The 21,261-nt window shown below is 63.8% G+C and carries 24 protein-coding genes; 4 read left to right on the top strand and 20 right to left on the bottom strand.

Annotated features, from left to right (window positions below):
• Positions 1 to 3: 3 nt before the first annotated feature.
• The 3 genes from mobF to CAF53_RS21925 are packed head-to-tail and all read right to left on the bottom strand — an operon-like array spanning position 4 to position 5,661.
• Positions 4 to 3,075: a MobF family relaxase gene (gene mobF, locus CAF53_RS21935; protein ID WP_020818474.1), complete on the bottom strand. Its 3,072-nt coding sequence runs from the start codon at positions 3,073 to 3,075 to the stop codon at positions 4 to 6.
• Positions 3,075 to 5,381, bottom strand: a complete 2,307-nt coding sequence (locus CAF53_RS21930; protein WP_020818473.1) for a type IV secretion system DNA-binding domain-containing protein — start codon at positions 5,379 to 5,381, stop codon at positions 3,075 to 3,077. Before CAF53_RS21930 ends, mobF begins: the two co-directional genes overlap by 1 nt.
• Positions 5,371 to 5,661 (bottom strand): hypothetical protein, encoded by a 291-nt coding sequence (locus CAF53_RS21925; RefSeq protein ID WP_025160433.1) that lies wholly within the window; start codon positions 5,659 to 5,661, stop codon positions 5,371 to 5,373. The genes CAF53_RS21930 and CAF53_RS21925 overlap by 11 nt, the downstream gene beginning before the upstream one ends.
• 554 nt (positions 5,662 to 6,215) lie before the next feature.
• Here CAF53_RS21925 and CAF53_RS21920 point away from each other — a divergent pair.
• On the top strand, positions 6,216 to 6,434 hold the full coding sequence (locus CAF53_RS21920; RefSeq protein WP_020818471.1) for a hypothetical protein: 219 nt from the start codon (positions 6,216 to 6,218) through the stop codon (positions 6,432 to 6,434).
• A 119-nt stretch (positions 6,435 to 6,553) separates the two neighbouring features.
• On the opposite strand, the gene CAF53_RS21915 is transcribed toward CAF53_RS21920, so the two are convergent.
• The 3 genes from CAF53_RS21915 to CAF53_RS21905 form a co-directional block, all read right to left on the bottom strand.
• On the bottom strand, positions 6,554 to 6,778 hold the full coding sequence (locus CAF53_RS21915) for a hypothetical protein (RefSeq protein WP_020818470.1): 225 nt from the start codon (positions 6,776 to 6,778) through the stop codon (positions 6,554 to 6,556).
• Positions 6,779 to 7,144: 366 nt separating this feature from the next.
• Positions 7,145 to 7,636: a hypothetical protein gene (locus tag CAF53_RS21910; RefSeq protein WP_020818469.1), complete on the bottom strand. Its 492-nt coding sequence runs from the start codon at positions 7,634 to 7,636 to the stop codon at positions 7,145 to 7,147.
• Between the two features lie 231 nt (positions 7,637 to 7,867).
• Positions 7,868 to 9,079 carry an IS256 family transposase gene (locus CAF53_RS21905; protein WP_011950834.1) on the bottom strand — a complete coding sequence of 404 codons (1,212 nt, stop codon included), beginning with the start codon at positions 9,077 to 9,079 and terminating at the stop codon, positions 7,868 to 7,870.
• A 585-nt stretch (positions 9,080 to 9,664) separates the two neighbouring features.
• On the opposite strand from CAF53_RS21905, the gene CAF53_RS21900 reads away from it, so the two are divergent.
• Positions 9,665 to 9,928 (top strand): hypothetical protein, encoded by a 264-nt coding sequence (locus CAF53_RS21900; protein WP_015460598.1) that lies wholly within the window; start codon positions 9,665 to 9,667, stop codon positions 9,926 to 9,928.
• A gap of 2 nt (positions 9,929 to 9,930) precedes the next feature.
• Here CAF53_RS21900 and CAF53_RS21895 read toward each other — a convergent pair whose 3' ends face one another.
• The 9 genes from CAF53_RS21895 to CAF53_RS21850 all read right to left on the bottom strand — a co-directional run bounded on the left by CAF53_RS21895 (position 9,931) and on the right by CAF53_RS21850 (position 16,971).
• Positions 9,931 to 10,497: a hypothetical protein gene (locus CAF53_RS21895; protein WP_020818468.1), complete on the bottom strand. Its 567-nt coding sequence runs from the start codon at positions 10,495 to 10,497 to the stop codon at positions 9,931 to 9,933.
• A gap of 181 nt (positions 10,498 to 10,678) precedes the next feature.
• Positions 10,679 to 11,677 (bottom strand): DUF2493 domain-containing protein, encoded by a 999-nt coding sequence (locus tag CAF53_RS21890; protein WP_020818467.1) that lies wholly within the window; start codon positions 11,675 to 11,677, stop codon positions 10,679 to 10,681.
• A gap of 670 nt (positions 11,678 to 12,347) precedes the next feature.
• Positions 12,348 to 12,950, bottom strand: a complete 603-nt coding sequence (locus tag CAF53_RS21885; RefSeq protein ID WP_020818466.1) for a hypothetical protein — start codon at positions 12,948 to 12,950, stop codon at positions 12,348 to 12,350.
• A gap of 32 nt (positions 12,951 to 12,982) precedes the next feature.
• Positions 12,983 to 13,312 carry a hypothetical protein gene (locus CAF53_RS21880; protein ID WP_020818465.1) on the bottom strand — a complete coding sequence of 110 codons (330 nt, stop codon included), beginning with the start codon at positions 13,310 to 13,312 and terminating at the stop codon, positions 12,983 to 12,985.
• Between the two features lie 53 nt (positions 13,313 to 13,365).
• Positions 13,366 to 13,695 (bottom strand): single-stranded DNA-binding protein, encoded by a 330-nt coding sequence (locus CAF53_RS21875; protein ID WP_100239606.1) that lies wholly within the window; start codon positions 13,693 to 13,695, stop codon positions 13,366 to 13,368.
• 871 nt (positions 13,696 to 14,566) lie between these two features.
• On the bottom strand, positions 14,567 to 14,881 hold the full coding sequence (locus CAF53_RS21865) for a type II toxin-antitoxin system prevent-host-death family antitoxin (RefSeq protein ID WP_031297199.1): 315 nt from the start codon (positions 14,879 to 14,881) through the stop codon (positions 14,567 to 14,569).
• 168 nt (positions 14,882 to 15,049) lie between these two features.
• A complete protein-coding gene (locus CAF53_RS21860; protein ID WP_015460591.1) occupies positions 15,050 to 15,589 on the bottom strand; it encodes a DUF736 domain-containing protein in 540 nt (179 codons plus the stop codon).
• Between the two features lie 390 nt (positions 15,590 to 15,979).
• Entirely contained in the window at positions 15,980 to 16,264 is a 285-nt protein-coding gene (locus tag CAF53_RS21855) for a hypothetical protein (protein WP_015460590.1), read from the bottom strand.
• Between the two features lie 11 nt (positions 16,265 to 16,275).
• A complete protein-coding gene (locus CAF53_RS21850) occupies positions 16,276 to 16,971 on the bottom strand; it encodes a hypothetical protein (RefSeq protein WP_015460589.1) in 696 nt (231 codons plus the stop codon).
• Positions 16,972 to 17,283: 312 nt separating this feature from the next.
• On the opposite strand from CAF53_RS21850, the gene CAF53_RS21845 reads away from it, so the two are divergent.
• Both CAF53_RS21845 and CAF53_RS21840 read left to right on the top strand, forming a co-directional pair.
• The gene (locus CAF53_RS21845) at positions 17,284 to 17,955 is read left to right on the top strand and encodes a hypothetical protein (RefSeq protein WP_020818773.1); all 672 of its coding nucleotides are present in this window, start codon (positions 17,284 to 17,286) and stop codon (positions 17,953 to 17,955) included.
• Positions 17,948 to 18,820, top strand: coding sequence for a nucleotidyl transferase AbiEii/AbiGii toxin family protein (locus CAF53_RS21840; protein ID WP_015460587.1), 873 nt, complete (start codon positions 17,948 to 17,950; stop codon positions 18,818 to 18,820). Before CAF53_RS21845 ends, CAF53_RS21840 begins: the two co-directional genes overlap by 8 nt.
• Before the next feature lie 139 nt (positions 18,821 to 18,959).
• On the opposite strand, the gene CAF53_RS21835 is transcribed toward CAF53_RS21840, so the two are convergent.
• The 5 genes from CAF53_RS21835 to CAF53_RS21815 form a co-directional block, all read right to left on the bottom strand.
• Positions 18,960 to 19,265 carry a hypothetical protein gene (locus CAF53_RS21835; protein ID WP_015460586.1) on the bottom strand — a complete coding sequence of 102 codons (306 nt, stop codon included), beginning with the start codon at positions 19,263 to 19,265 and terminating at the stop codon, positions 18,960 to 18,962.
• 4 nt (positions 19,266 to 19,269) lie between these two features.
• Positions 19,270 to 19,659 carry a hypothetical protein gene (locus CAF53_RS21830; protein ID WP_015460585.1) on the bottom strand — a complete coding sequence of 130 codons (390 nt, stop codon included), beginning with the start codon at positions 19,657 to 19,659 and terminating at the stop codon, positions 19,270 to 19,272.
• A gap of 3 nt (positions 19,660 to 19,662) precedes the next feature.
• Entirely contained in the window at positions 19,663 to 20,136 is a 474-nt protein-coding gene (locus CAF53_RS21825) for a DUF6878 family protein (RefSeq protein ID WP_015460584.1), read from the bottom strand.
• Positions 20,133 to 20,651 carry a hypothetical protein gene (locus CAF53_RS21820; RefSeq protein WP_020818772.1) on the bottom strand — a complete coding sequence of 173 codons (519 nt, stop codon included), beginning with the start codon at positions 20,649 to 20,651 and terminating at the stop codon, positions 20,133 to 20,135. The genes CAF53_RS21825 and CAF53_RS21820 overlap by 4 nt, the downstream gene beginning before the upstream one ends.
• A 208-nt stretch (positions 20,652 to 20,859) precedes the next feature.
• Complete coding sequence (locus CAF53_RS21815) at positions 20,860 to 21,258, bottom strand: type II toxin-antitoxin system VapC family toxin (RefSeq protein WP_197672744.1); 399 nt, start codon at positions 21,256 to 21,258, stop codon at positions 20,860 to 20,862.
• Positions 21,259 to 21,261 lie beyond the last annotated feature (3 nt).

Below are 21,261 nucleotides of genomic sequence, written 5' to 3'. Positions count from 1 at the left end.
ATGCTACAAATCGAGGCCGAGGCTGCGCTCGGGCAGCGGCGGCAATTGTTCCGCCCGGTCGGGCTTCGGTTCGGGCTTCGCTGCCTGGTCCTTTCCGACCGGCGCTGCGGCGCCGGCGTCAGGGAGCGGGGGCAGGTCGTCAGGCAGCGGCGGGAGATCGGACAGGTCGACGCCGTCGATCGGGCCGGGATTGAAATCCTCGCGCGCCTTCGCGCCCTTGGCCATGTTCCCATCTATGTCGAGGCGGCCGACGGTTTCGAGCGAAGAGGTCTTGTTGCCCGGGTTCATGTCGAGCTGCCGTGCCAGCTTCTCCTTGTCGTCAACGATCATCGTCAGGCCGTCGCGCACGCGCGTCACGAGGACATTGAACAGGCGCTGGTTGGACAGGAAACGCTCGAATGAGGACATGACGCCGATCGCCCTGTCGGTTGTGATGCCTTGCGCCATATGCATGTTCAGCGAGTAGGCGAGGTCGAGGCGCGAGAGCATCGGATCGCCCATCGGCAGGGTCAGTTGCTCCTTGCCCGCCGTCTCTACCGTGACGCCGGAGCCGTCGACGCTCACCACCCGGGCGAGGGTGGCGTTGTGAAGCCCGCGGCCCTTGTCGTTCGCGGTCCAGCGGATGCGGTCGCCCTCGTGGATATCGAGCGGCTTTTTCTCGGAGAGCTGGAGCCGGTCCCGCTGCTCTGCCGGCGACAGCTTCTGCGGATCGAAGCGGATCCTGCGCCGTCCGTCTGCGAGGTCGACCTTGCCACTGGCATGGACCTTGAGGACATCGTATCGCCCGGCCTGGATGCCGACATCCTGCGCCCCGCCCCGACCCACCTCGAGGGTCTGGCCGGGGCGATAGGTCGACGCATAGCGCAATTCCTCGCGCGTCGTATTCACTCGATCATAGACTGTGAGCTGGAGCGCCTCGCCCTTGACGCTTCCTTCGGCGATCAATCCGGCTTGAATGCGCTTGTTGATAGTCTCGCGCGCGTCTCTGCCTGATGCGAATACGGCGGTCGCCTCACGCTCTTCCGGTGAAAGGCCGAGCCAACTATCGGCCGCGGCGGCGGCCGGATCCTTCTCTTCCACGATATGCTCGCCGAGCACCTTCATGGCGGCGCCCGCCTTTCCCACGTTCGCGAGTTCGGCGACAACCTTCAGCTTCTGCTGCTCTTCGGTTAGCGGCTGGCCCGGCTTCCCGATGCGGATATTCTGGGTCATCCGCACCATCGTCGCGCCGGCAGCCTGGATCATGGCGAAGGCCTTGCCCCAGTCGATCGAGGAGAGCTGCTGCCTGTCGCCGACGAGGACGAGCTTGTCGACGCCCATCGCCGCGCTGATCTGGTGAAGCTTCAGCATATCGCTTGCCGAGACCATCGAGGTCTCGTCCACGAGGAGCATGGTGCCGGCGAGCCTTTCCCGCGCCGCTTCATAGCGCGGCGTGTTCCGTTCGGCGATGAAGCGCTCGTGGGCGAGGACAAAGGAGGCGATCGTCTGGGCCTGGATGCCGGCGCCCTCGGCGAGATCGCCGACCATTTTGTTCTGGAACGCGAGACCCCGGATCGTACGGCCTTCGGCCTCCGCGACGCGCGAGACCGCCTGCAGCATCGTGGACTTGCCCGTGCCCGCCTTTCCCTGGATCGTGATCGTGCGATCGTCAGAGGAGAGGATCAGGGTCGCGGCGGCAAGCTGCCCGGGATTGAGTGGATGCTCCGCGACTGCCTGAAGGCGCGCGGGCGCGTCGGCAGCAGACAGGACGGGATTTGCGGCGCCATTGCCTTCCTTCACCAGGTCGAGGATCTTCTCCTCGATGCGCAGCGCCTCCTGGGTCGTCACCATCTTGCCGTCGCGGTCCGTGGCATGGGCAGTTCCCATCACGATCTGCCGATTCTGGACGAGCTGATCGATCCGGCGCTCGACGCTTTCGACGGTGACGCCTTTGAGACCGAGATCGAGCGCAGTCTTCGACACCATATGAAGCGGCCAGGCCGCCTCGCGTTCGGACAGGATGCGGACGGCCGATGCGACCGCGAGTTGCGTGCGGGCCTCTTCGGGTGACTTGACCGCGCGCGCGAGCGCATGGTCGACTAACGGGTCGTGTGGGCGAAGGAAATCGCCGAGCCGGCTGCGCGCGAGATCGATGGCATCGACGATCGCGCGATAGCCGCGCTCGAGCGGCCCGACCGCGGTCATCATGCCAGCACGCGCTTCCGCGGCCGCGCGCAGGTCCTTTCCGTCGAAACCGAGCGCAGCGGCCCGCTCGATCCAGCTTTGCCTGAGCGCGCCGCGATCCTCGACGTCGAGCTTGGGATCGCGGGTATTGATCGTGATCTGGTCGCGGCCCTTGTGGGATGTTATGCCGGTTTCGGCCGCCTTGTTGAGAATGTCCTCGCGCCGTTGGCTGAACTCCTCACGCGCGGCCTTTGGCACGCCGACGATCTCGAAGGTTCCGTGCTTGCCGCGAAGCTCTACAGTGTAGCCGATCTTCTCGAGCGCCGTCCGCAGGTAGCTGTGGTAAATCGCGCCGATGATGCTGTTGTGGCTCCAGATCTTGTCGGCGTGAAGGGCTTGCCACTTGCCATCGGGCATCTGCGTCATGTTGCCGATCACAGCGTGAATATGGCCCTGCGGATCGAGCGCCCGGCTGGTATCGTGCTGGAAGAGCGCATAGACGAGATTGCCGGTCTGGACCGGAACCTTGCGGCCGTCGACGTCGCGCCGGCCTTCGGCAAGGTTCTTTTCGACCCAGGCCATCGTCTGCTTGACGGCCGCCATGTTGGCGGAGAGCACGCGCTTGTCGCCGGCGACATAGGCCATCACCGACGCGGACTTCGGCATCGAAAAGGTAAGGTCGAGGCCGTGCCGGCGGTTCTCGACCTGGGCGACCCCTTCCCCGCTCGGCAGGAACCCGTTTAGAATCCCTTCGAAGGCGTCCTTCGACACCTCGCCAGAGAGACCAGCGATGTCGGCCCCTTCCCCTGCCCAGGCGCTGACCTCGGACGAATCCTCGACGGTGTAATAGTCGTCCTTCGCGAAATAATTCGCGGACCCGGCGGCCGAGCGGATCGGGGCGACGGAGAGCATCAGATGCCCATATCGAGATCGTTGTCGTCACGGCCGGCCGAGAAGTCCTGACGCAGTTCGGCGAGCGTCTGATCCTCGACCTGGGGCGTCCCCTGACCCTGCCGATGGCCATCGCTCCGATCGTCGCGATCCCGCGCCGCAACAGCCTGCTCGTCTGATCGGGCCGGTGCCGCGGGCGCCTTTTCGGCGCTTTCACCCTTTACCGATCCCTGATCACCGCGGTCGTCCGTGCCCTGCGCCGCCCGTGCCGCCGCGTTCCCCTCTTCTTCTGCTTCCGCCGACAATATCCCGGCGGCCAAATCCCGCGCGAGATTGGGAGATTCCAGAATCTCGTCGATCACCAGCAACGAGCCGTCCCGCCCGCCGGCTTCCCCTGCCCCATCCTCCTCGAACGCCCCTTCTCCGCGCCTTGATCGAACGGGTTGAACATTGGCGCGAGGCATGAAGCCCTCGGCGACAACGGGGTATCGTTTCCATTCGAGCTTGATCCGTCCTGCGGGGAATCCGTCCGGATATTTGACATATCCGTGAAGCGCCGGAAGGTTGGTGATGTCGTCGGGAAGGACAAGCGGTTCGACCTGCTTTCGCGGAGTCAGCGTCGAAGCGTCGCGCGTGTTGTTATAGCCGTAAGAATAGGCCTCATCCATCTGGCGAACCTCACGGTTTCCGATGTAGAGGGAGCATTCTTCGGCGGTCTTATATTCGCCGGTGGCGAGGATCAGCTTGGTGCGTGCTAGCGAAGCAAGATTTCGAGCGCCTTCTTCGCCGTAGACCTCGACGAGCTTCGGAAAGCTGTGGAGGCCGAGGAGCATTGCTCCGCCAAAATTGCGTGCGGTCTGAAGTCCCTTCTCGATGGCCGGCAGACGGTGGAGCGCGGCGAGTTCGTCGAACACGAACCAGGTGCGCAGACTGTTCGTCCGCGGCATCGACATGAGGCTCGTGATGGACAGGTTCGTCCAGAGCGTCAGGAGCGGACGGTTCAGCTCCAGGTCCTCATAATCGGAGGTGATGAAGAGGATGGCGCCGGGCCTTTTGTCGGCCGTCATCCACCTGCGAATGGAGTAAGGCTCGCCCTCGTCGGGGAGGAACCGCAGGACCTGCGCATTGGTATTGAAGACAGCCCGGATCGATTCCGCCATCCGTGCAGCTTCCGGGGCGGTCAGCGGGTCCGCGATTGTGTTGGCCAGATAGCGGTGCACGCGCTTCAGGTCGGCCGTCATCAGATTGTCGGAGAGAGCGAGATTGGTCGTTTGGCCGCGCTCGCGGAGCTTGATGCACATTTCGATGAAGAGAGTGCGCGCGGCGAGCGCCCAGAAGGGCTCGGACGATCCGCCGTCGGACGGAACGAGAGAGGCAGCCGCTGCCGTGAAATGACTGTAGCTCGTGCAGTCGTTGAAGATGGTCCAGGCGGGACAGCGCTGGTCCATCGGGTTGAGGATCGTGTCGCGTTCCGGGTCGTAGAACGCTTCGACGTAGGCGCCCGTGAGGTCGAAAACGACGGCGTTGTCCTGGCGCTGGCGCATCTGCACAATCAGATCGCGAAGCTGTGTCGTTTTCCCGGCGCCGGTCGTTCCGAATAGCATCGCATGCGACTGCTCGAGCCGATGGGGGAAAGGGATGTCGGCGAGCTTGTAGGGATGGTGGATTCCGGCTGCCTTGCGCACGGCGAAGGGAAGCGCGAGGACGTCCCGCGGCGACTTCCCGGGAAAGAGTTCGACCGCCTCGGTTTCGAACTTCTCGCGATTATATTCATTGATCTCGTTGAGAAGGATATCGTGGTCGACAAGCATGGCGCCGCGTTCATGCCGTTCCTGAAGGATCGCGCGGCCGCGTCGATGCGAGATGTCGATGAACCAAATGGTCAACGGAATGGTGATGAAGGCCGAGATGAGGAACGCGCCCAACAGTCCTCTCATGGCGACGGTCCATGCCCTGATCACCTCGGGGATGTAGGGGACTGCCGGCATCACGGTGCGAAGGACGTCTCCGCTGGGAAGCGTGACGTTGACGCGCTTGTTCGGATCGAGGTCGATCCAGTTCCACAAGGCCGAATAGAGCTTCATTCCGATGAGCTGGACGCCGTGCTCGTCGAGCTTCACGGCGAGGATGAGGCAGAAGGCTATGAGGAAGACAAAAAACCATAGCAGGAAGGGCAGCTTCGCGCCCGAGAACCACATCAGCATCTCGTGCGTGAGGAGCTGGCTTCCGCGCGTGAAATTGCCTGAGTTGCGCTGCACATTTCCGCGCGCGCTGTGATGAATGAGGGGGATGTTGCGCCCGTTCGATCGAATGTCCTTACGCGCCATGGTAGGTCTCCAGACGCTTGTCGGTTTCAGCGAGGATGCGATCGCGATATTCGGGGAATTGCTCGCGGATGATGATGTCGAGAGCGAGGTGCTGAAACTCGTTGATCCGCGCGAGCCGCCGCTGGCTTCCAGCGAGAATCTGGCCGGCTCCAAGGAAGGCGTCGACCGCGTGCCGGATGAGGTCTGAGGCGGTGCATTCGCGCTCGGCCGCGATCGCGACTAGACGGTCATATTTGCTGCGGTCGAGCCTGACCGTGCAATGCTTGTTGGGGGTCATCAAAACCAGGCCTCCTAGCAGGGAGGCTGGTGGGGTCTCAGAAACCTGCCCGTCTTATAGTTCAGCCATGCCCGCATGGCAAGAATTCTCGATCTGGCGAGCGGCCCGTGTTCTCGCGTAACACACTGAAATGCCCGCAAAATAGCGGTTTGCGTGTGGGCGCCACATGCGTCCCACAGGCGAACACGCGCGGTTTTCGCCTCATCTTCTTGAAAACGCGAAGAAAGCTCCTGCACCCTGGTGCGTAGGGTGTGCTGCTCTGTACCAGGGCAGATCTCCACCCTCGGGTCGTCATGTGACACAGATGGTCTGGGATGAAAAATGCCTTCGGCGGGGCGCCTCGCCGTCCTTTGGACGGAACGGCGTGCAAGGCGTGATTACGCGAAGCGAGACTGCCAGTCTGCGCGTCTTAGCGTTGTGAACGACGCTGATGGGATTTGTTTGCACGAGGAAAAGTGCACCGAAAAACATCGGCGACGTTCCGCTTTCGAGGCCGGTCGCGAGAGGCTATAGTGTCGCGGTTCATAGCCCGATCAGCGTGAACCAAGAGGCCCTTCATGGCACGCACATTGGAACAGGAAAGAGCCGCGATCGAAAAGGATGTCCGCAAGCTCGAAGAGCGGCGGCAAAGACTGGAAGAGAAGGAACGCGAGGCAGCCATTCAGGCCATCGAGAAGACCGGTCTTCTCAAACTCGAGACAAAGCGGCTGGGGAACCTTCTCGGCCGGATTCGGAGCCTCGGGATAGACGAAGTGGAAAAGCGCCTGACGGCGTGAACAGCCCCCGCCGCGAGCATGCTCGCGGCACGGACATGGAGGGCTCGATGCCCTCCATGTCCGTTCTGACCCCACAGCAAAAAAAGGGAGAGGCGCAGACGCGCCCCTCCCCATCTGTCTCAGAATTCGTCAAGCCGTCCGCCCGGCACGCTGTGGACGATCCGGTCTATGATCGTCATCGGCAGCGCGCCGTAATCGCCCTCGTCGATGGTGATGTAGCCGGCCTCCTCGTCCGCCACGACATGCTGGTCGAAGTAGCTGTGAAGCGCGCGGCGTTCGGCATTCGCGATGGCGGCGAAGAAGGCGGCGTTGTCGGCGGCGGCGCTGGTCGAGATGATCTGCATGATAGGCTCCTGTCGGTCTTGAATGACAGGAGCGGCGCGTCGGGCGGCCGAGGCCGGGTCAAGGATCGCGAAGCGACCGCGTGAGCGGCGGTGGGGGTCACGATTTTCTTCGGCGGCCGCCAACGCCGAAGGAGAAGCGCCGCGCTCGATCCGCCGAAGAAAATGGTGGGGCCCCACCGTCCTTGAGGCGGTCTCGGCCGTCCGACATAATGGGAAGTCTGTGAGAGATGTTTCCCCTCGTCGGGACGCTGCGGCAAGGCGTAGCGGCGTGCGGACCGACGGGTCCGCGCGGCACGCGAGCGAGCCGGAACGAGTTCGGCGATGGATGAGAAGAAGGGGCCGAGCGGATACCCGGCCCCGATGTCGTCAGGGATGCCGGCCGCAATGGCAAAAATGCTCATCGATGCCGCTGATCGAGCATAGGCCTGGACCGAAGCCGGCCGCCATGACCTCGGTATCGGCGATATAGCCAAGCTCGCTGGCGATCGTGATTGCCTGGGGCCGGAGCACCGGATCGAGCTTGTCGATGGCAGGCCCGAGCGCTTCTGTGAACCAGCGTTCGTACATTTGGTAGCTTCCTCCGGCGGTCTGGCGCATCATGGCTTTCGAAACGCGGCCCGCCTCGTCCCGAAACTGGGCCAGACTATCTGATTGGGCGGCTGCCGACAGCGGGTCATCTTGCGGAATGTGCGGCTGTGGTGGGCGGTGTTCGGCCGCGACCTGGTATGCCCTGCAGCAGTTCGAACAGCGGGCGCATTCATCGACCTCGTCATATTGCTCAGGATCGTAGAGCGTCGCGCAGTACGGGCAGATCGGAGCGTTGAACAGCGCCCGGAGATCGTCGGAAAGGTTGTCCATAAGAGCCTCCATCAGAATGATGCCGTGCTCCCCATCTCTCATCGATGAGGATGGGCTCAGCGGGACGCGGTGTTGAGGCGGTCAGGGACGGCATGGCCGCCGCGAAGCGGGCAGCGGGGGAACCGATTTTGTTGCCGGGTAGCGCAGCGGAGCGGCGGCAAAATCGGGGGGACCGCTGGGTCGCGTCCGTCAATGTGGTGTAGAATTGGGTGTGGCCAGCGGGCTGCATTTTCAGGCGGCCTTGGGTGTAATCTGTAGCGGCTGTGCCTCCTCGATCATTGGTGTAGCAAGGGCGGCCATGCCCTCGATCTGCATGTAGCGGTGCTGGAGCTGGTATTCGTCATTCTGCTCCAGCAGGACGGCGCCGACGAGGCGGATGATGCTATCCTCGTTCGGGAAGATGCCGACGACATCGGCGCGGCGCTTCACTTCCTTGTTCAGGCGTTCCAGTGGATTGGTGGAATGTAATTTGACGCGGTGCTGCTCGGGGAAGGTCATGTAGGCCAGCACGTCGTGCTCGGCATCGTCCATGCAGGCGCCGAGCTTTGGCCAGCGGGTACGCAACTGGTCGGCGACCTGGCGCCAGACCTGTGTCGCGGCGGCATGGTCGGGCTGGAGGAAGACCTGGCGGATGGCAGCGGCGACGACGGTGTTCTGGCCCTTGGGCACGTAGGCCAGGGCATTGCGCATGAAGTGGACGCGGCACCGCTGCCAGGTGGCGCTGAGCACGCGAGTGATCGCTGCCTTGAGGCCCTCGTGGGCATCGGAGATGACCAGCTTCACGCCGGTCAGTCCGCGGCGTGCGAGGTCCTTGAGGAAGCTCGACCAGAATGGCTCGGCTTCGGAGGGTCCAATGTGAAGGCCAACGATTTCGCGCTTGCCCTCGGTGTTGACGGCAACGGCTATTATCGCGGCGACACTGACGATCCGCCCGCCCTCGCGCACCTTGAGGTAGGTAGCATCGAGCCAGAGGTAGGGCCAGTCGCCGGTGAGCGGCCGCTTAAGGAAGGCATGGACACGTTCGTCGATATCCTTGCACAGCTTGGACACCGAGGATTTGGAGATGCCGGTCATGCCCATGGCCTGCACCAGCTCGTCGACACGCCGGGTGCTGACGCCGGCGATCCACGCCTCCTGGATCACCGCGACCAGCGCCTTCTCGACGGTCTTCCTGGGTTCCAGGAAGCCAGGGAAGTAGGCGCCGGTCCGTAGCTTGGGAATCCTCAGGTTGAGCGTGCCGAGCCGGGTATCGAGGCTGCGGTCGCGGTAGCCGTTCCGCCAGGTCGTCCGGTCGCCGGAGCGCTCGTGTCGGCTAGCGCCGACCAGGCCATCGACGTCGGCCTCCATGATGATCTGTAATACGCTCTCGGCGATCGTGCGCAGGAAATCTCCATCTCCAGTCTTCGCCATCAGCTCGGCAAGCGGTAGTCTGTCGTCGGTCATCGGGATCAACTCCTCGGTGGGCGTGTGAAGTGTGGTAACTCCACCTTACCGATGAGCCCGGTGGCCACCGAGATCGAAATCGCATGGGGTGGGGCATGCCCCACCCCATGCGATCATCTCAATCTACACCAGAAATTACACCACGAGCGCGGACGCTAACGACCGCTGATCCTTGACGGCCGAGGAACACCCAGCGTCATGCTATGGCGATGAAGCCCCGTCTGATGCCGAGATGTGCGAACGCGTGCTTGCCTCCTGCCCGGCAAGTCGAGCGGGTAACCCGGCAGTAAATCCCCGGCGCTACTCCGGCGAACGGGGTGCCGCTTGGTTGGTCCTCGTCGCTGTGCTAGGCGCTTCGGCGTGCTGCAAAAACGGCAGCGCCGGGGCTTAAGAACCCTGTCGAGAACGGCACACGGTGTGATTTCACGCCGGGGTGCCTGCGCATATGTCCAGGAGCCTCGGCTCTAAAAGCGTAGGCGCATGTCTCGACGTGTTCTTAAGCCCCGGCTCCCGCGCCTTCGCGCGGGAGCGTTGGGCGGGAATGGCTCTCTCGTTTCCGCCTCGGCGGAGGCGAGGGGAAGTCGGATGATCAAGCCGGAAGATTTGGAGGCATCGGATCGACATTTCGTGGAGCAGGTCATGCTATCGATCCGAATGCTGCGCGGCGAAATTGGGCAAGGCGATGGTGGCGATGCGAGGATGCAGCGCGCTTATGCGCTGGTCTTGATGCGCGAGGCTCTGGGCGTGCTCGATTCGATCCGGGACACCAATTGCACCCCGCATTTGCAGATGGCGATCGACCGATTGCTGGGCGGCCCTCGCAATGATCTGTCGCGGGAAATTCATTGAAATCAGGCCCAGGCGAGGCGGGCGTCGTCCGTTCCATCGGCGCTATCCGCCAGACGCTTCAGCCGGGGCAGATACTGTTCGACGCCAAAGCGCATCGCGCGCCGTGACGTAGCCGGGTCGGCAATGCGCTCCCTGAGCTGCGAAAGGGCGATCTCTCCTACGCTCTCGGCGTCCACGCCCAAGGCTTCGAGAAGCGCATAGGCGTTGCCATAGGCAAGATCGAGTTCAAGCCCGCTATCGGATGTAAGCGCGACCCTCATGGTTATTTCGGCCGAGTTGGCGCAGTGGTGAACGCAGACCCGGCGGGCACGAAACTGCGCTTCCTCGACCACGCTGATCACCGCCGGATCATGGTCGAAGATGGCCGTCACCGTGGCCAGCGCGAGCGGGCAGACCCGGACCTCGAAACTGTCGCCGATGATGTCGTCGGGTTCGATGAGCGCGGTGCCGATTCGGTCGCCTTCGGCGCGAAGGATGCGGCGCAGCGCGGCGAGTTGGCGGGCAGTGATGACGGCAACCGGCGCGAGGGTGTCGTCGGCAGGAACGGCGATGCGAAAGAGGATGGACATGACTTTGTCTCCTTGGGCAAACCGCCACCCTTTCATCCCCCTTTTCTCTGGACGCGGCTTGATGCCGCATGGCGTTCGCCCCGGCGGAGCGCGGGGGTTCGATGCCCCCGCGCTCCGCATGTCGCGCGCAAAAGGAAGAGAGAGGCCCCGGCGGATGCCGGAGCCTCTCTCGGGCGCGGGCTCAGGCCCAGCGCTGCTGACGCTGCGGTGCCGGGCGCGGGGCCTGCTGGTCCAGCTTCACGACATGGAGCGGAACGCCGGCCTGCCGCAGCTTCTGCGCGAGGTTCATCTGGATGCCCGACCCCTCGCAGATGACCGCTTCGACCGGCTTGAGCGCCAGCAGGCGATCGTTGCGGACGAAGGCGGCCTTGGCGCCGAGACGGCGATCCAGCCGGAACAGGATGACCTTCACGCCGCGCGCTGCCGCCCAGGCCTGGGCGATCGCGTCGCAGCCTTTGGTCTGCGCGGTGGTCGCGAGGATCATTTCCGGCACGCGGGCCTTGATGGAGTCGAGACCGCGCCAGAGCATCTCGTGATCGTCCCAGACCTGACCGCCGGAGAAGGCGACGACGGGACCTTCGGGCGCGAACTGTTCGCGGCGCTCGCGGGCGCGCTCGGCGAGATAGTTGCGGGCATCGATCATCGAGGCGGTGACCCCGCTCGACACCCGGCTGCCGCGGGTCGGCGAGTAGGGACGGCCAGTCTCGACGCGATAGACTTCGGCGGCATGGTCGCGCATGCATTCCATCGCATCGCGGCACCCCTGCAGTGTCTGGCACAGCAGCTGCGCCTCCTCGAGCTGCGAGGCGTAGATCTCGCTCGGATCGAAGCTGCGGGCGAGATCTCCGAGCTCCTTGGCCGCGTCGTCCTCGCGGTCGCTGAGACGCTTGGCGACGACATGGAAGCTGTTGACGAAGCCCCAGGCGAGGTCGCTCGCGAAAGGCTCGAGCCGCGTGTCGCGAAACACGTCGAACAGCGTCGCCATCACCATTTCCACCGCTGCGCGGGCTTGCTCGGGATCGGGCATCTCGCGTTGCTCGGTCTCGTCGACGGGCGACAGCTTGGCGCGTTCGTCGTGCTCGATGAAAGCACCCTCGTAGATCGAACTCTGGCCGTGATGGCCGGTTTCGCCGGCGATGAAGCTGGCGAGGTCGGCGAAGTTCGTGAAAGACTTGGTCATGTGAGCCTCCATGGCGTTTTTGCTGTCTCATCCCCTCGGATGAGACCTGACTCAGGGCATGCGGTGGTCAGGGAGGTCAGGCACGTTAACCGGGAAGCCGGCCACAGGCCGGACCCCGGTTAACGCCGCGCCAGCGGGGAGTGGGGGAACCGATTTTGTCGGGGTTGCCGGGACGCGTCAGCGGCGCGGCGGCGCCGTCAAAATTGGGGGGGACCGCTCATGCTCGACGGACCGCCAACCCCGCATGCCACACTAGGCAGACACAAGAGAGGAATAGGGGTGTAAAACCTCACCGGCGAGAACAACCGCAAGCGGGATCGTAACCCGGACGGGCGGAGACGAGGCTCAGGCCTCGGCTCCGTGAGGTTAGCCGGGGACCGCGCGCATGCGCGGGCGGCGGCTTAGCGAATAGAGCCCCGGTCCCGTCCTTCTGCCCTGGCGAAGGACGGGATGCGCCAACCATCCATGCAACCGCCCCATCCCCATGTTGCGCCATGCCGCAATCGGGAGCGCAGCGCCCCGAGATCAGGCATATGGGCAATATCCTGCGAGCCAATGCGCTCATGCCGGCAGGAACTTCGGCATCGCGGCTTCCGCCGTGCGAGGGGTGGTCACGCCGGCGCCCGGGACATGGCTGGCACCCGTCCCGGACATTCGACGTCGGCAGCGATCAGACGGGGCCGATCCAGTCCGCGGCCTCACGCCACCCAAGGATGTCGCTGCCACTGTCGGAGACGGCGTCGTTCGAAATGTCGCGCCACGGCGAGCGCGGCCGATAGGTCGGCATGTATCGAGCGGTCATCAGCTCAAAGGTGGCGCAGCTATAGCCGCTGAGGCGAATGGCAAGCACCGGCTGATTCTCCGAAGGAAGATCGAAGAAGACCGAGGTGAAGCCGGACGGAAGCGGCCGGATCGTCGCATCGATCATCGTGCGCGCCAACCGAAGCTCGAGTTCGCCGGCATCGCTGCCCCAGGGATGCGCGTCGATGTCATACAGATCGACGCTCCCGGCGGCGCGCACACAGGAGAATTCGCCCGACCAGCAACGGCTGTCCGGGTGCAGGGCCGTGACCTCGGCGGGAAGACCGGCATCGCCGGTCTCCGAGCGAAGCCAGTCGGCGAGGGCCGGCGTGAGCCGGCCCGAGAGCTTGCGCGCGCGAACCGGCGCCGCGTCGAGTTCGGGAAACTCGACGAGCCACCAGGCGAGGCGGTGATGGAGAAGGACGCCGTAGCAATGCTGTACGGCGGGTCTGGGGGCGGGCTGTGTGGCCATGAGCGGAATCCTTGCTTGAGCGGAAGGACGGGTCAGTGAACTGACCCGTCATGCGCGAAGATGGCATCGGGGCTGATCAGCTGGTGCTCGCCGGCGACCAGCGACCAGGCCGCGGCGAGGTCGTCGTAATATTCGCTGTCGACGATCGCATCGGCACTCGCTTCGCCGAACTGGGCTTGTTCGAACGCGCGGACGTGGGCCGCGTCGGCGGCTTCGGCAATCGCCTGGGCGAGGCGTGCGGCGATCTCGTAGCGGTTGAGGCGGTCTGCCGCACGCCGGATGCGGTCGACCATGGCGGGGTTCGTGGTCTCGATGCCGTGGGCAATGCCGGCGATCTCATCGAAGGTGGCGAGATGGAACATTGTGCTCTCCGTGGAAATGAGGAGGGCGGCCGCTGACGGCCGCCCGTCAGGGATCAGAGGAACTCGATTTCCTCGGCGACGATGTCGGTGTTGTAGTAGGTGCGCCCATCGCGCTCGTTGCGGCTGTAGCGGATCTCGCCGACGACCATCAGCTTGTCGCCTTTCTTCTTGTGGTTGGCGACCGACTTGCCGAGGCCGTTGAAGGCCTTCACCGTGTGGAACTCGTCGTAGGTCTCGGTGTAGCCGTTGTCGCCCTTCTGGACCTGGCCGTCCTTGATCACCGGCTTGGAGGTGACGAGGCTGAAGCTGACGCCGCCCTTGCTGTCGGTGCCGAAGCGGCTGATGTCAGAGGTGATGCGGCCTGAGAGAAAAACCTTGTTCATGGTCGTGTACCTTTCGCGTGTCCGTCAGCGGGCCGACCCCGCTGGGATGAACAGTCGCGAAAGCCCGTGAACGAGGGAGCGCCGCACCGGAGCGCCAGCGACGGGGAACCTGCGATTTTTCGGGTGGTGCGGGCAGAGGCCGCCAGGCCTCAACACGGCCGCAAAATCGGGGGTTGCGACGGTCCCGCACGGGCGTAGCGTTCATCCCGACAAGCGGGTGGCCGGATGGCGGACAGGAGACGGGGACGCACCGACTGTGGAAGGCTCGATCCCGGCCGCTTGCCCTCAACCAGCGCGGCCGATGGCCGGGCGATGGGCCTCCTGCTTTGCCCGGTCGCGGGCTCCGGTCAAGGCGGCCGCCAGTGGGCGCGGTGTGCGCCGACCGCCTCGATGATCCCGCGGGCCGCCTGCAGCCGGAGGCCGGGCCACATTCCAGAGACGATGAGATTGGCCGGCGGGTCCGTCCCGGGCGAGCGCGCCGGATCCCGCGCTTCGGCAGGAAGGGCGCCGCTGATCGCAGCCGTCACGGCGGCAGGTGATCACCGGTGCTGCGGTGGGGACTGTCACGGCCGCCGGATGGGAACCGGGAAGGTTCGGCTGTAACGGGGCGGATATCGAAGCCGAGCCAGGTGAAATGATTATACTGGTCGATGACCACTGACGTGCCGTGCGCGAGCCGGCGGGATCGCCAACGGCGTCGGGAATGGCCAGCTCCTGGCCCGCCTTGTCGCTCTTCGTGGCGATCGCGGCCGTGAAAGCGCGCTGACTCTGCACAGCGATCACAATGACTGGACGTGTCTTGATGCCCTCGTCCCGACCGGCCTACTGGTCACGGGTGAAGAGATAGACACAGTGGAGGATGTCGCCGACCTTAAGGAGCGGCGTCATCGTTCCAAACGTCCTGTCCTATTTCTTCGGCGGAGGGCTTCGCGGCCTCGAAAAGATCCCGATGCGCGTCGGGCATTTGATCGGCATCGGCGGCGTTAAGATCGAACACCGCAAGAATCTGTCCAGCGGCGAGCCGTTCGAAATAGGCGGCCTCGACAATAGTGATGTCTGGACGCCCATGTTTTGTGACGGTGATTGGTTCTCGCTGGCTGATATCCGGATATTGACCGGTATGATTGTGGAAGGCCGTCCGCGGAACTTTCTTCTTCGTTGTCGACCGCAAGGTTTCCGCATTCATGGCACGGTCCAGGCGGAATAATCGGCATATACCAAATATGGCAATTTTAGTAAGTTCGAGAAATACCGCCGCCAAACAAGAACAGGGTCCGCTTCGCGTGAAACGAAGCGGACCCTGCGGGAATCGTGCCCGGCCTGGAGGCGCGGGACCGGGCACGACGGGGGGATTTCAGCTGACGGTTTCGGGTTCCTCCACCTGTTCGGCCGTACGCTGACGACGCTGACGCCGGCCGCCTTCGGGCTGTTCGCCACCAAAGGCGTGCTCTGCCGACGACTGGCCGAGGCCGGCCTCGGCGCCCTGGGCCGGCGCGCCGGCGGTTTCGCCTTCGCCGGGCAGCGGCGGCAGCGCGTCATCGGCCTTGCGCGCCATCTCCGAGGCGAGGTCGCGCCGCCGCGTCGGACGCGACCAGACCACGTTGTAGCTGCCGTCCTCCTGGCGGAACGCGGAAATGTAAAGCGGCGCCGCCAGGCTCGGATCCTCGATCTTCCCGTTGAGGAACGCCTCGCCCGTGCCGTTCGAGAACAGCTCGAACAGCGCCCCAACCTGCACCCACGCCCGCGATGCCGACAGCGCCAGCACCTCGAACTTCGGCGCCTTCGGATTGGCCGAGTGCACCTCGCGCAGCGCAATCGTCATCGCAATCGTCAGCGTCTCGATCTTGCCGACGAAAATACCGCCTTCATTCTGCTTGATCGAACCAATGTTCATGGAAAGTCTCCTGGATGATGGTCTCGAACACTGTGTCCGGGACACCGTCCTTCCTCCCCCTCCTCTCCTCGGCCGTTCGGCCGAGCCAGCGCGCAAGCGCCATAGCCGAGGCCCGCGTCCGCGGCCTCGGGACGATCCGGTCGATCCATGGATCGATCCGAACAGCCCCCGCCTGGTCCCGGCCTGATCAACCCCACCCCCGACGCCAATCGTCGGGCAGCAGATCAGACGCAGGAGATGATCGGCCATCGCGAAACGCTCGCGCGTCAGGCCGCTGGCTTTGGCGAGTTGGCTCCAGGATGCCGGAATTCGACTGGGCTTCTTCCGTGCGCAGCTATTCCGCAGGACCGCAATCTGGGATGGTGGCCCGTCAACGGCGGACAGTCGCGTTCAGGCGTAGTGCGGCCGGACCTCGGGAAAGGCCGGGGGCGCCGTCCATTCGAAGACGATGGCAGTATAACGGCCGCCATCATAAAGGACGGAATCGACGCGGCGACGATGACGCTGTAGCCGTTCGAGCAGGCGGTTGGCGCGGTCAGCCAACTGGATGGCCCGCGCTTCGGTCGGCGCCAGCGCGAGAAGGCGGGCCAACTCGCCGGTGTCGTACCACCAGCCACCCTCTTCTGCTCCACCATAGGCGCGGTCAATCTCATAAAGGGCGATGATGTAGCGCATGTGCGGCTCCTTCAGTTGAGTGGGGCCGGGAGCGCCAGCCATTCGGGCTGGTCGTCGGCAATGGGCGGATCGAAGTTCGCGGCCTCGGCCTCGGAAAACACCGTGGCGCCAGCAAGCGAGCCGAAGCCCGAATGGCTGTTCCAGAAGAGCAGGCCGGCCTCTGCGTCGCGCGTGACAAGGACGTATCCGTCGACACCTTCGTGGTGACCGCGCGCGATAGCGCGATCGAGGAGCCGGGACGAACCTGCGAACTCGAGCCCGTCTTCGCGGATGACGACATAGCCGCCGCCGAACTCACCGGGGCGCAGGCGATCGCAATCGAGCGCATATTCGAAGCCAAACGGCAGAGCCGATTTCGCGGTCGCCTGGATCAGCAGCGCGGCGGTTTCGACATCGACCTGGTCGCCGTAGAACCAGACCTTGCAACGGCCTGACCCATCGGACGGATCGACCTGCAGCGAGAAGCTGAGGCGTGGATAATCGAGATCGCTGAAGATCGCGCGAAATCCACCGAAGGGATCGGCCTCGATCGACGGGAAGCACGACGTGAAGGATTCGCCGAGCGCGGCATAAGCTGCGGCAAGTTCATCCTGCTCGAAACCAGAATCATCGAGAATTCCTGTAGCATCTTCGATCTGGCGCAGGACTTCGGCCTCGGCCTCGGTAACGGTGAGCACAAAGCTCGCTTTGACGAAATGGTTGGCCATGTTCGCTCCTCGCGAAAAATAGGTTCGGGACAGTCAGGTCTCCGGCCTCGGAGACATGTCCTGCCCCTTCCCCCTTCCCTGCTCCTCTTTGCGTGCGCGAAGCGCAGATGCGGCGAGGCGCGCGGAGGAGAGCCTCGGTCTCGGTCAGTGGCTTACAGAAGGCGTGGGCACCGTCAGCGAGTCCAAGCGTATCGCCGACACCAGCACGTCGGGAGACAAGGCCTGCGGCGCGCCGGGGAAGGTTTTGCTCATTCTGGCCGCTCATCCGATAATTTCTGGAAACTTTCACAATTTGGAAGTATGAGGAAATTCATGTCATCCTTGGCACAGCAGATCACGGCAGCAGGGCTGGCCGACCATATCCTGAGCGAACGCCAGCTTGGGCGGTTGCTGGGCGGCGGGGATGCGCGGCGCTACGGCCTCGTAAACCGTGCCCTCAAGGATGGCTCCCTGCTTCGGGTGAAGCGCGGCACATATCTTCTGGGGCGAGACTATCGCAGCCAAACCGTACATCCCTTCGCCATTGCCCAGAGTCTCGTACCAGGCAGCTATATCTCGCTCGAAAGCGCGCTGACCTGGCATGGCTGGATTCCCGAAGCGGTTTTCACCACCGCCAGCGTGACACCGGGACGCAAAACGCTGCACTTCGACACGCCGGACTTCGGGGCGTTCAGCTTCCACCCTCTCGCCATTGCCGATTATCGGTTCCTGATCGGCGTTGATCGGGTCCAGATGGGCAAACTCACCGCCTTCGTCGCCCAGCCTTTGCGGGCGCTGATGGACTTGGTTGCCCTGCGCAAGGAACAATGGAGCGGGGTCGAATGGCTGACCCATGGCATGCGGATCGACCCGGACAGGCTCGTCTCGCTTCGACGAAAGGATTTCGCCAAGCTCAGATCCACCTACAAGCACAAGGCCGAGAACGCCTTTCTCGCCGCGCTCGAATACGCCGTCATGGCCCGAAAGGCTTCCAATCATGATTGACATCATCCAGGAAAAGCTGCGCAGCTACGATGCGGCCAACGCCCTCGAAGAGGAAAATGCCGTCAAGGAAATCCTCCAGGAGATCGCGCTTTACGCCCTGTGGCGCGGCGATTTCTTCGATGTCGCCCTGTTTCAGGGAGGCACCTCGCTGCGTATCCTTCATGGCCTGCCGCGTTTTTCAGAAGACCTCGATTTCCTCCTCCGCGCGCCCGATCCGGATTTCGATTGGTCGCCTTATCTCACGGTTCTGGTCGACGTGTTCGGCCAGTTCGGCCTGAAGCTCGACGCGCGGCCCAAGGCGAAAATGGACAGCGCGATCCGCCAGGCGCTCCTCAAGAATGATTCGATCGCCAGCCAGCTCGACCTTATCTTTGCCGGGACAGGCAAGCCCCGGACGATCCGCATCAAGTTGGAAATCGATGTCAATCCCCCCGCCGGCTCCGGCGAAGATGCCACCTATCTCGATTTTCCGGCCGACTATGAAGTGCGACATCAGGATCTGCCGTCCAACTTCGCGCTCAAGATCCATGCGCTGCTCTGCCGGGGCTTCCTCAAAGGTAGGGACTGGTACGATTTCTCCTGGTATGTCGCAAAGGGAACTGCCCCCAATCTGCCGCTCCTGCGCGCGGCGCTGATTCAAGCCGGACCGTGGGCTGGTGACGAGAGCATTGCCGTCAATATGCCCTGGCTGAAGGACGCGCTGGGCAGCACGATCGCCGGTCTCGACTGGAAAGCGGCGGCCGAAGATGTGCGCCGCTTCCTGCGTCCGGCTGAACTCAAATCGATCGACCTGTGGAGCGAGCGCTTCTTCATGGCGAAGCTGGACCGGCTGGTTCCGCCCCCCGGACAGAATGCGAATGCATGATTGCCCGTCGCCAGGGCAAGCGCTCGACGCCTGACTCAAGACCTATGGAACCGTGCGCGATGGCAACTCGGGTCATCTCCTGCCCGAGCAACAGTAGGAGATCGATAACGAGCGGGTTGCTCTGCACGTTGGAAAACTTCTAGTCGCCGAAATCCCGCCAGCGGCCGACCAGTTCGATCATCTCGGCCTTGCAGCCGAAGGCATCCGGATAGATCGCGCCTTCATGTTGACCGAGGAAACCGACGATCGTCGTGATGTGGGTCGCGATCGTCGCGTCGACGCCGAACAGATCGGCGATAGGAAAGTGCCCGCAATCCTCGCCGTTCCACCAGGCCAGAAGGAAGTTTGCGACCCGGCGTGATTGGCCGGTGTCGGATCGGGCAATTGCGATGAGACGATCGAGGGCGTTGTCTGCGGCGGCCTTGCTGAAGGGTCCCTGATCCATGAGATCAGGCTACAGCAGCGTTGGGTGCGGGTGAACCGGAAATAGCAGGATCCAGCCCCGGCGAGCCGGCGGGATTGCCGCGCAACATCCAGGGCATCGGCTGGATGAGCCGTGCCCAGTCGGCGAAAGACGGAATGCGCCCCAGATCTTCGGTGACGTGCGCCTCCCCGATCAGACGCACCGGCACCTGACGTCCGTCGCTGTTGCGAACGGTCACGCCAAAAATCGTCTCGAGCAGGAAAATCCCCTCGGCATGGTGCCTGAGCGCCCGGTGGCGCGGATCAGCGATGATCTTCTTGGATTCATCGAACCATTGATGAAGGGCGATATAGTCGCCCGGCACGCCGCCCCAGCGGCGCGCCGAGCTGAGCGCATGAAAATAGCAGTGAGACATGGATCACAGCTCCGTCTCGGTGGTGTCGTAGTCGATGAACCGGGCATTATGCGTGATGGTCACGCCTCCCGAGGCGACATCGATGACGATCTCTCCGTAGGCGCCCTCGCCATTTTCCCAGCCACCATGATGGTCGCAGACGGCATTTTCAGCAAAAGACGACAGGGCGTCCTCCAGTTGCAATGCGGAACTGCGAACGTTTCCACCATAGTCGACGGCGTAATGGTCGCACAGCACCGAAGGCAATTCCCGGACAGACTGGCCGCCATAGGCGGTGACATCGCCCATCATGCCTTCATCACCGCCACCATCATAGCTGATGTCGACGCGTGTGATACCATGCTCCCGCAGGATAGGCAGGAACGCGCTCTTGCAGCGCGCTTCGACACGCCGGACGGCGGCGGCATGCTCTGCGATCTCGGCCTCGATACGAGCCTGAATGGCGGCCTGGTCGGAGGTAAGTTGCGTCGGTATCATACTGGTGTCTCCTCAAGCGAGCGGTTCGCGGCCTCGGCGCAGCGAGGGTAGGCGGCGGCGAGATTGCGATGAAGGATCTCGAAGTCGGGAATGGGGAACCGTCCCAACGGGTCGGGCCGCGTCGCGAGCAACGCACCCATGACGATGTCGTCGATACGGTCCCGGTCGACCGCGGGGGCACGGCCGTCGTCGTAGCGGACCGGCGGCGCGAAACCGGCTTCGACCCAGCTGGCGAGACCGTCCTGGGCGGCCTCGACATAGGCCGCGACCGAGGGATCGCGACGATAAGCGCCCGCATCGACCTTGAGACCGAGCGTGCGATAGATGCCGAAGTCGTGCCGGTTGGTGATAAAGACGAGGGCACACCCGTCCGGGGGCGGGCCGAAGCGGGCGATGACGGCGGCCCGATAGGCGGCGACCTCAAGCCGGTTGAGGCGCTCGAAGTCGGGGGTGTGGCCGAGCTGCGCGCAATCCTCGTGTCCGGGCGCGCCGCCGAGGTCGATGATGTCGGACATGGCCTTCTCCTGTTGCGTGAACACAAAGGCACACCCCCCTCCTCTCTCCGGCCATGAGGTCAATGGACGGCAAAGGCCCCCCGATCCGCTATGGAGCTGAAGGTCATCTCAAGGGTTAGGGTCGATCGCGAAGCGTGTGGCGGCGGCCCGCCGCTGGAGCGAGCCGATGCGCTAGACGAAAGCCATGCGGTGATTGCCCGGCATCCGGTCAATGAAGGTCGGCGATCCAGTTCTCGACTTTGAGTGCGCGTATCCGCGAGAAGTCTGTGATATTCGCGGTCACCAGCACCGCTTCCAGGGCATAGGCATGGGCAGCGATGAACCAGTCATTTGGCCCGATAGGCTTGCCGGCTGCTTCCAGCTCTGCGCGAATACCGGCATATTCAGTGTCGGCGGGGACATCGAGGGCAAGGATCTGGAGGCTGTCCAGAATGGCCTCGATCTGCGCCAGCAGCCGCGGCGAACCCGCTCTGGCGCAGCCGTAGCGGAGTTCCGCCGCGGTGATGATGCTGACACAGATCGCATCCGGGCCCACTTCGGCGATGCGTGCGGCAACCGATCCTTGCGGATTGCGGGCAAGCTCGGAGACGGTATTGGTGTCGAGCATATA

This window comes from Sphingobium sp. LB126 (assembly GCF_002795205.1).
GTDB classification, from domain to species: Bacteria; Pseudomonadota; Alphaproteobacteria; order Sphingomonadales; family Sphingomonadaceae; genus Sphingobium; species Sphingobium chungbukense.
This window is presented reverse-complemented; position numbering and strand designations above follow the sequence as displayed.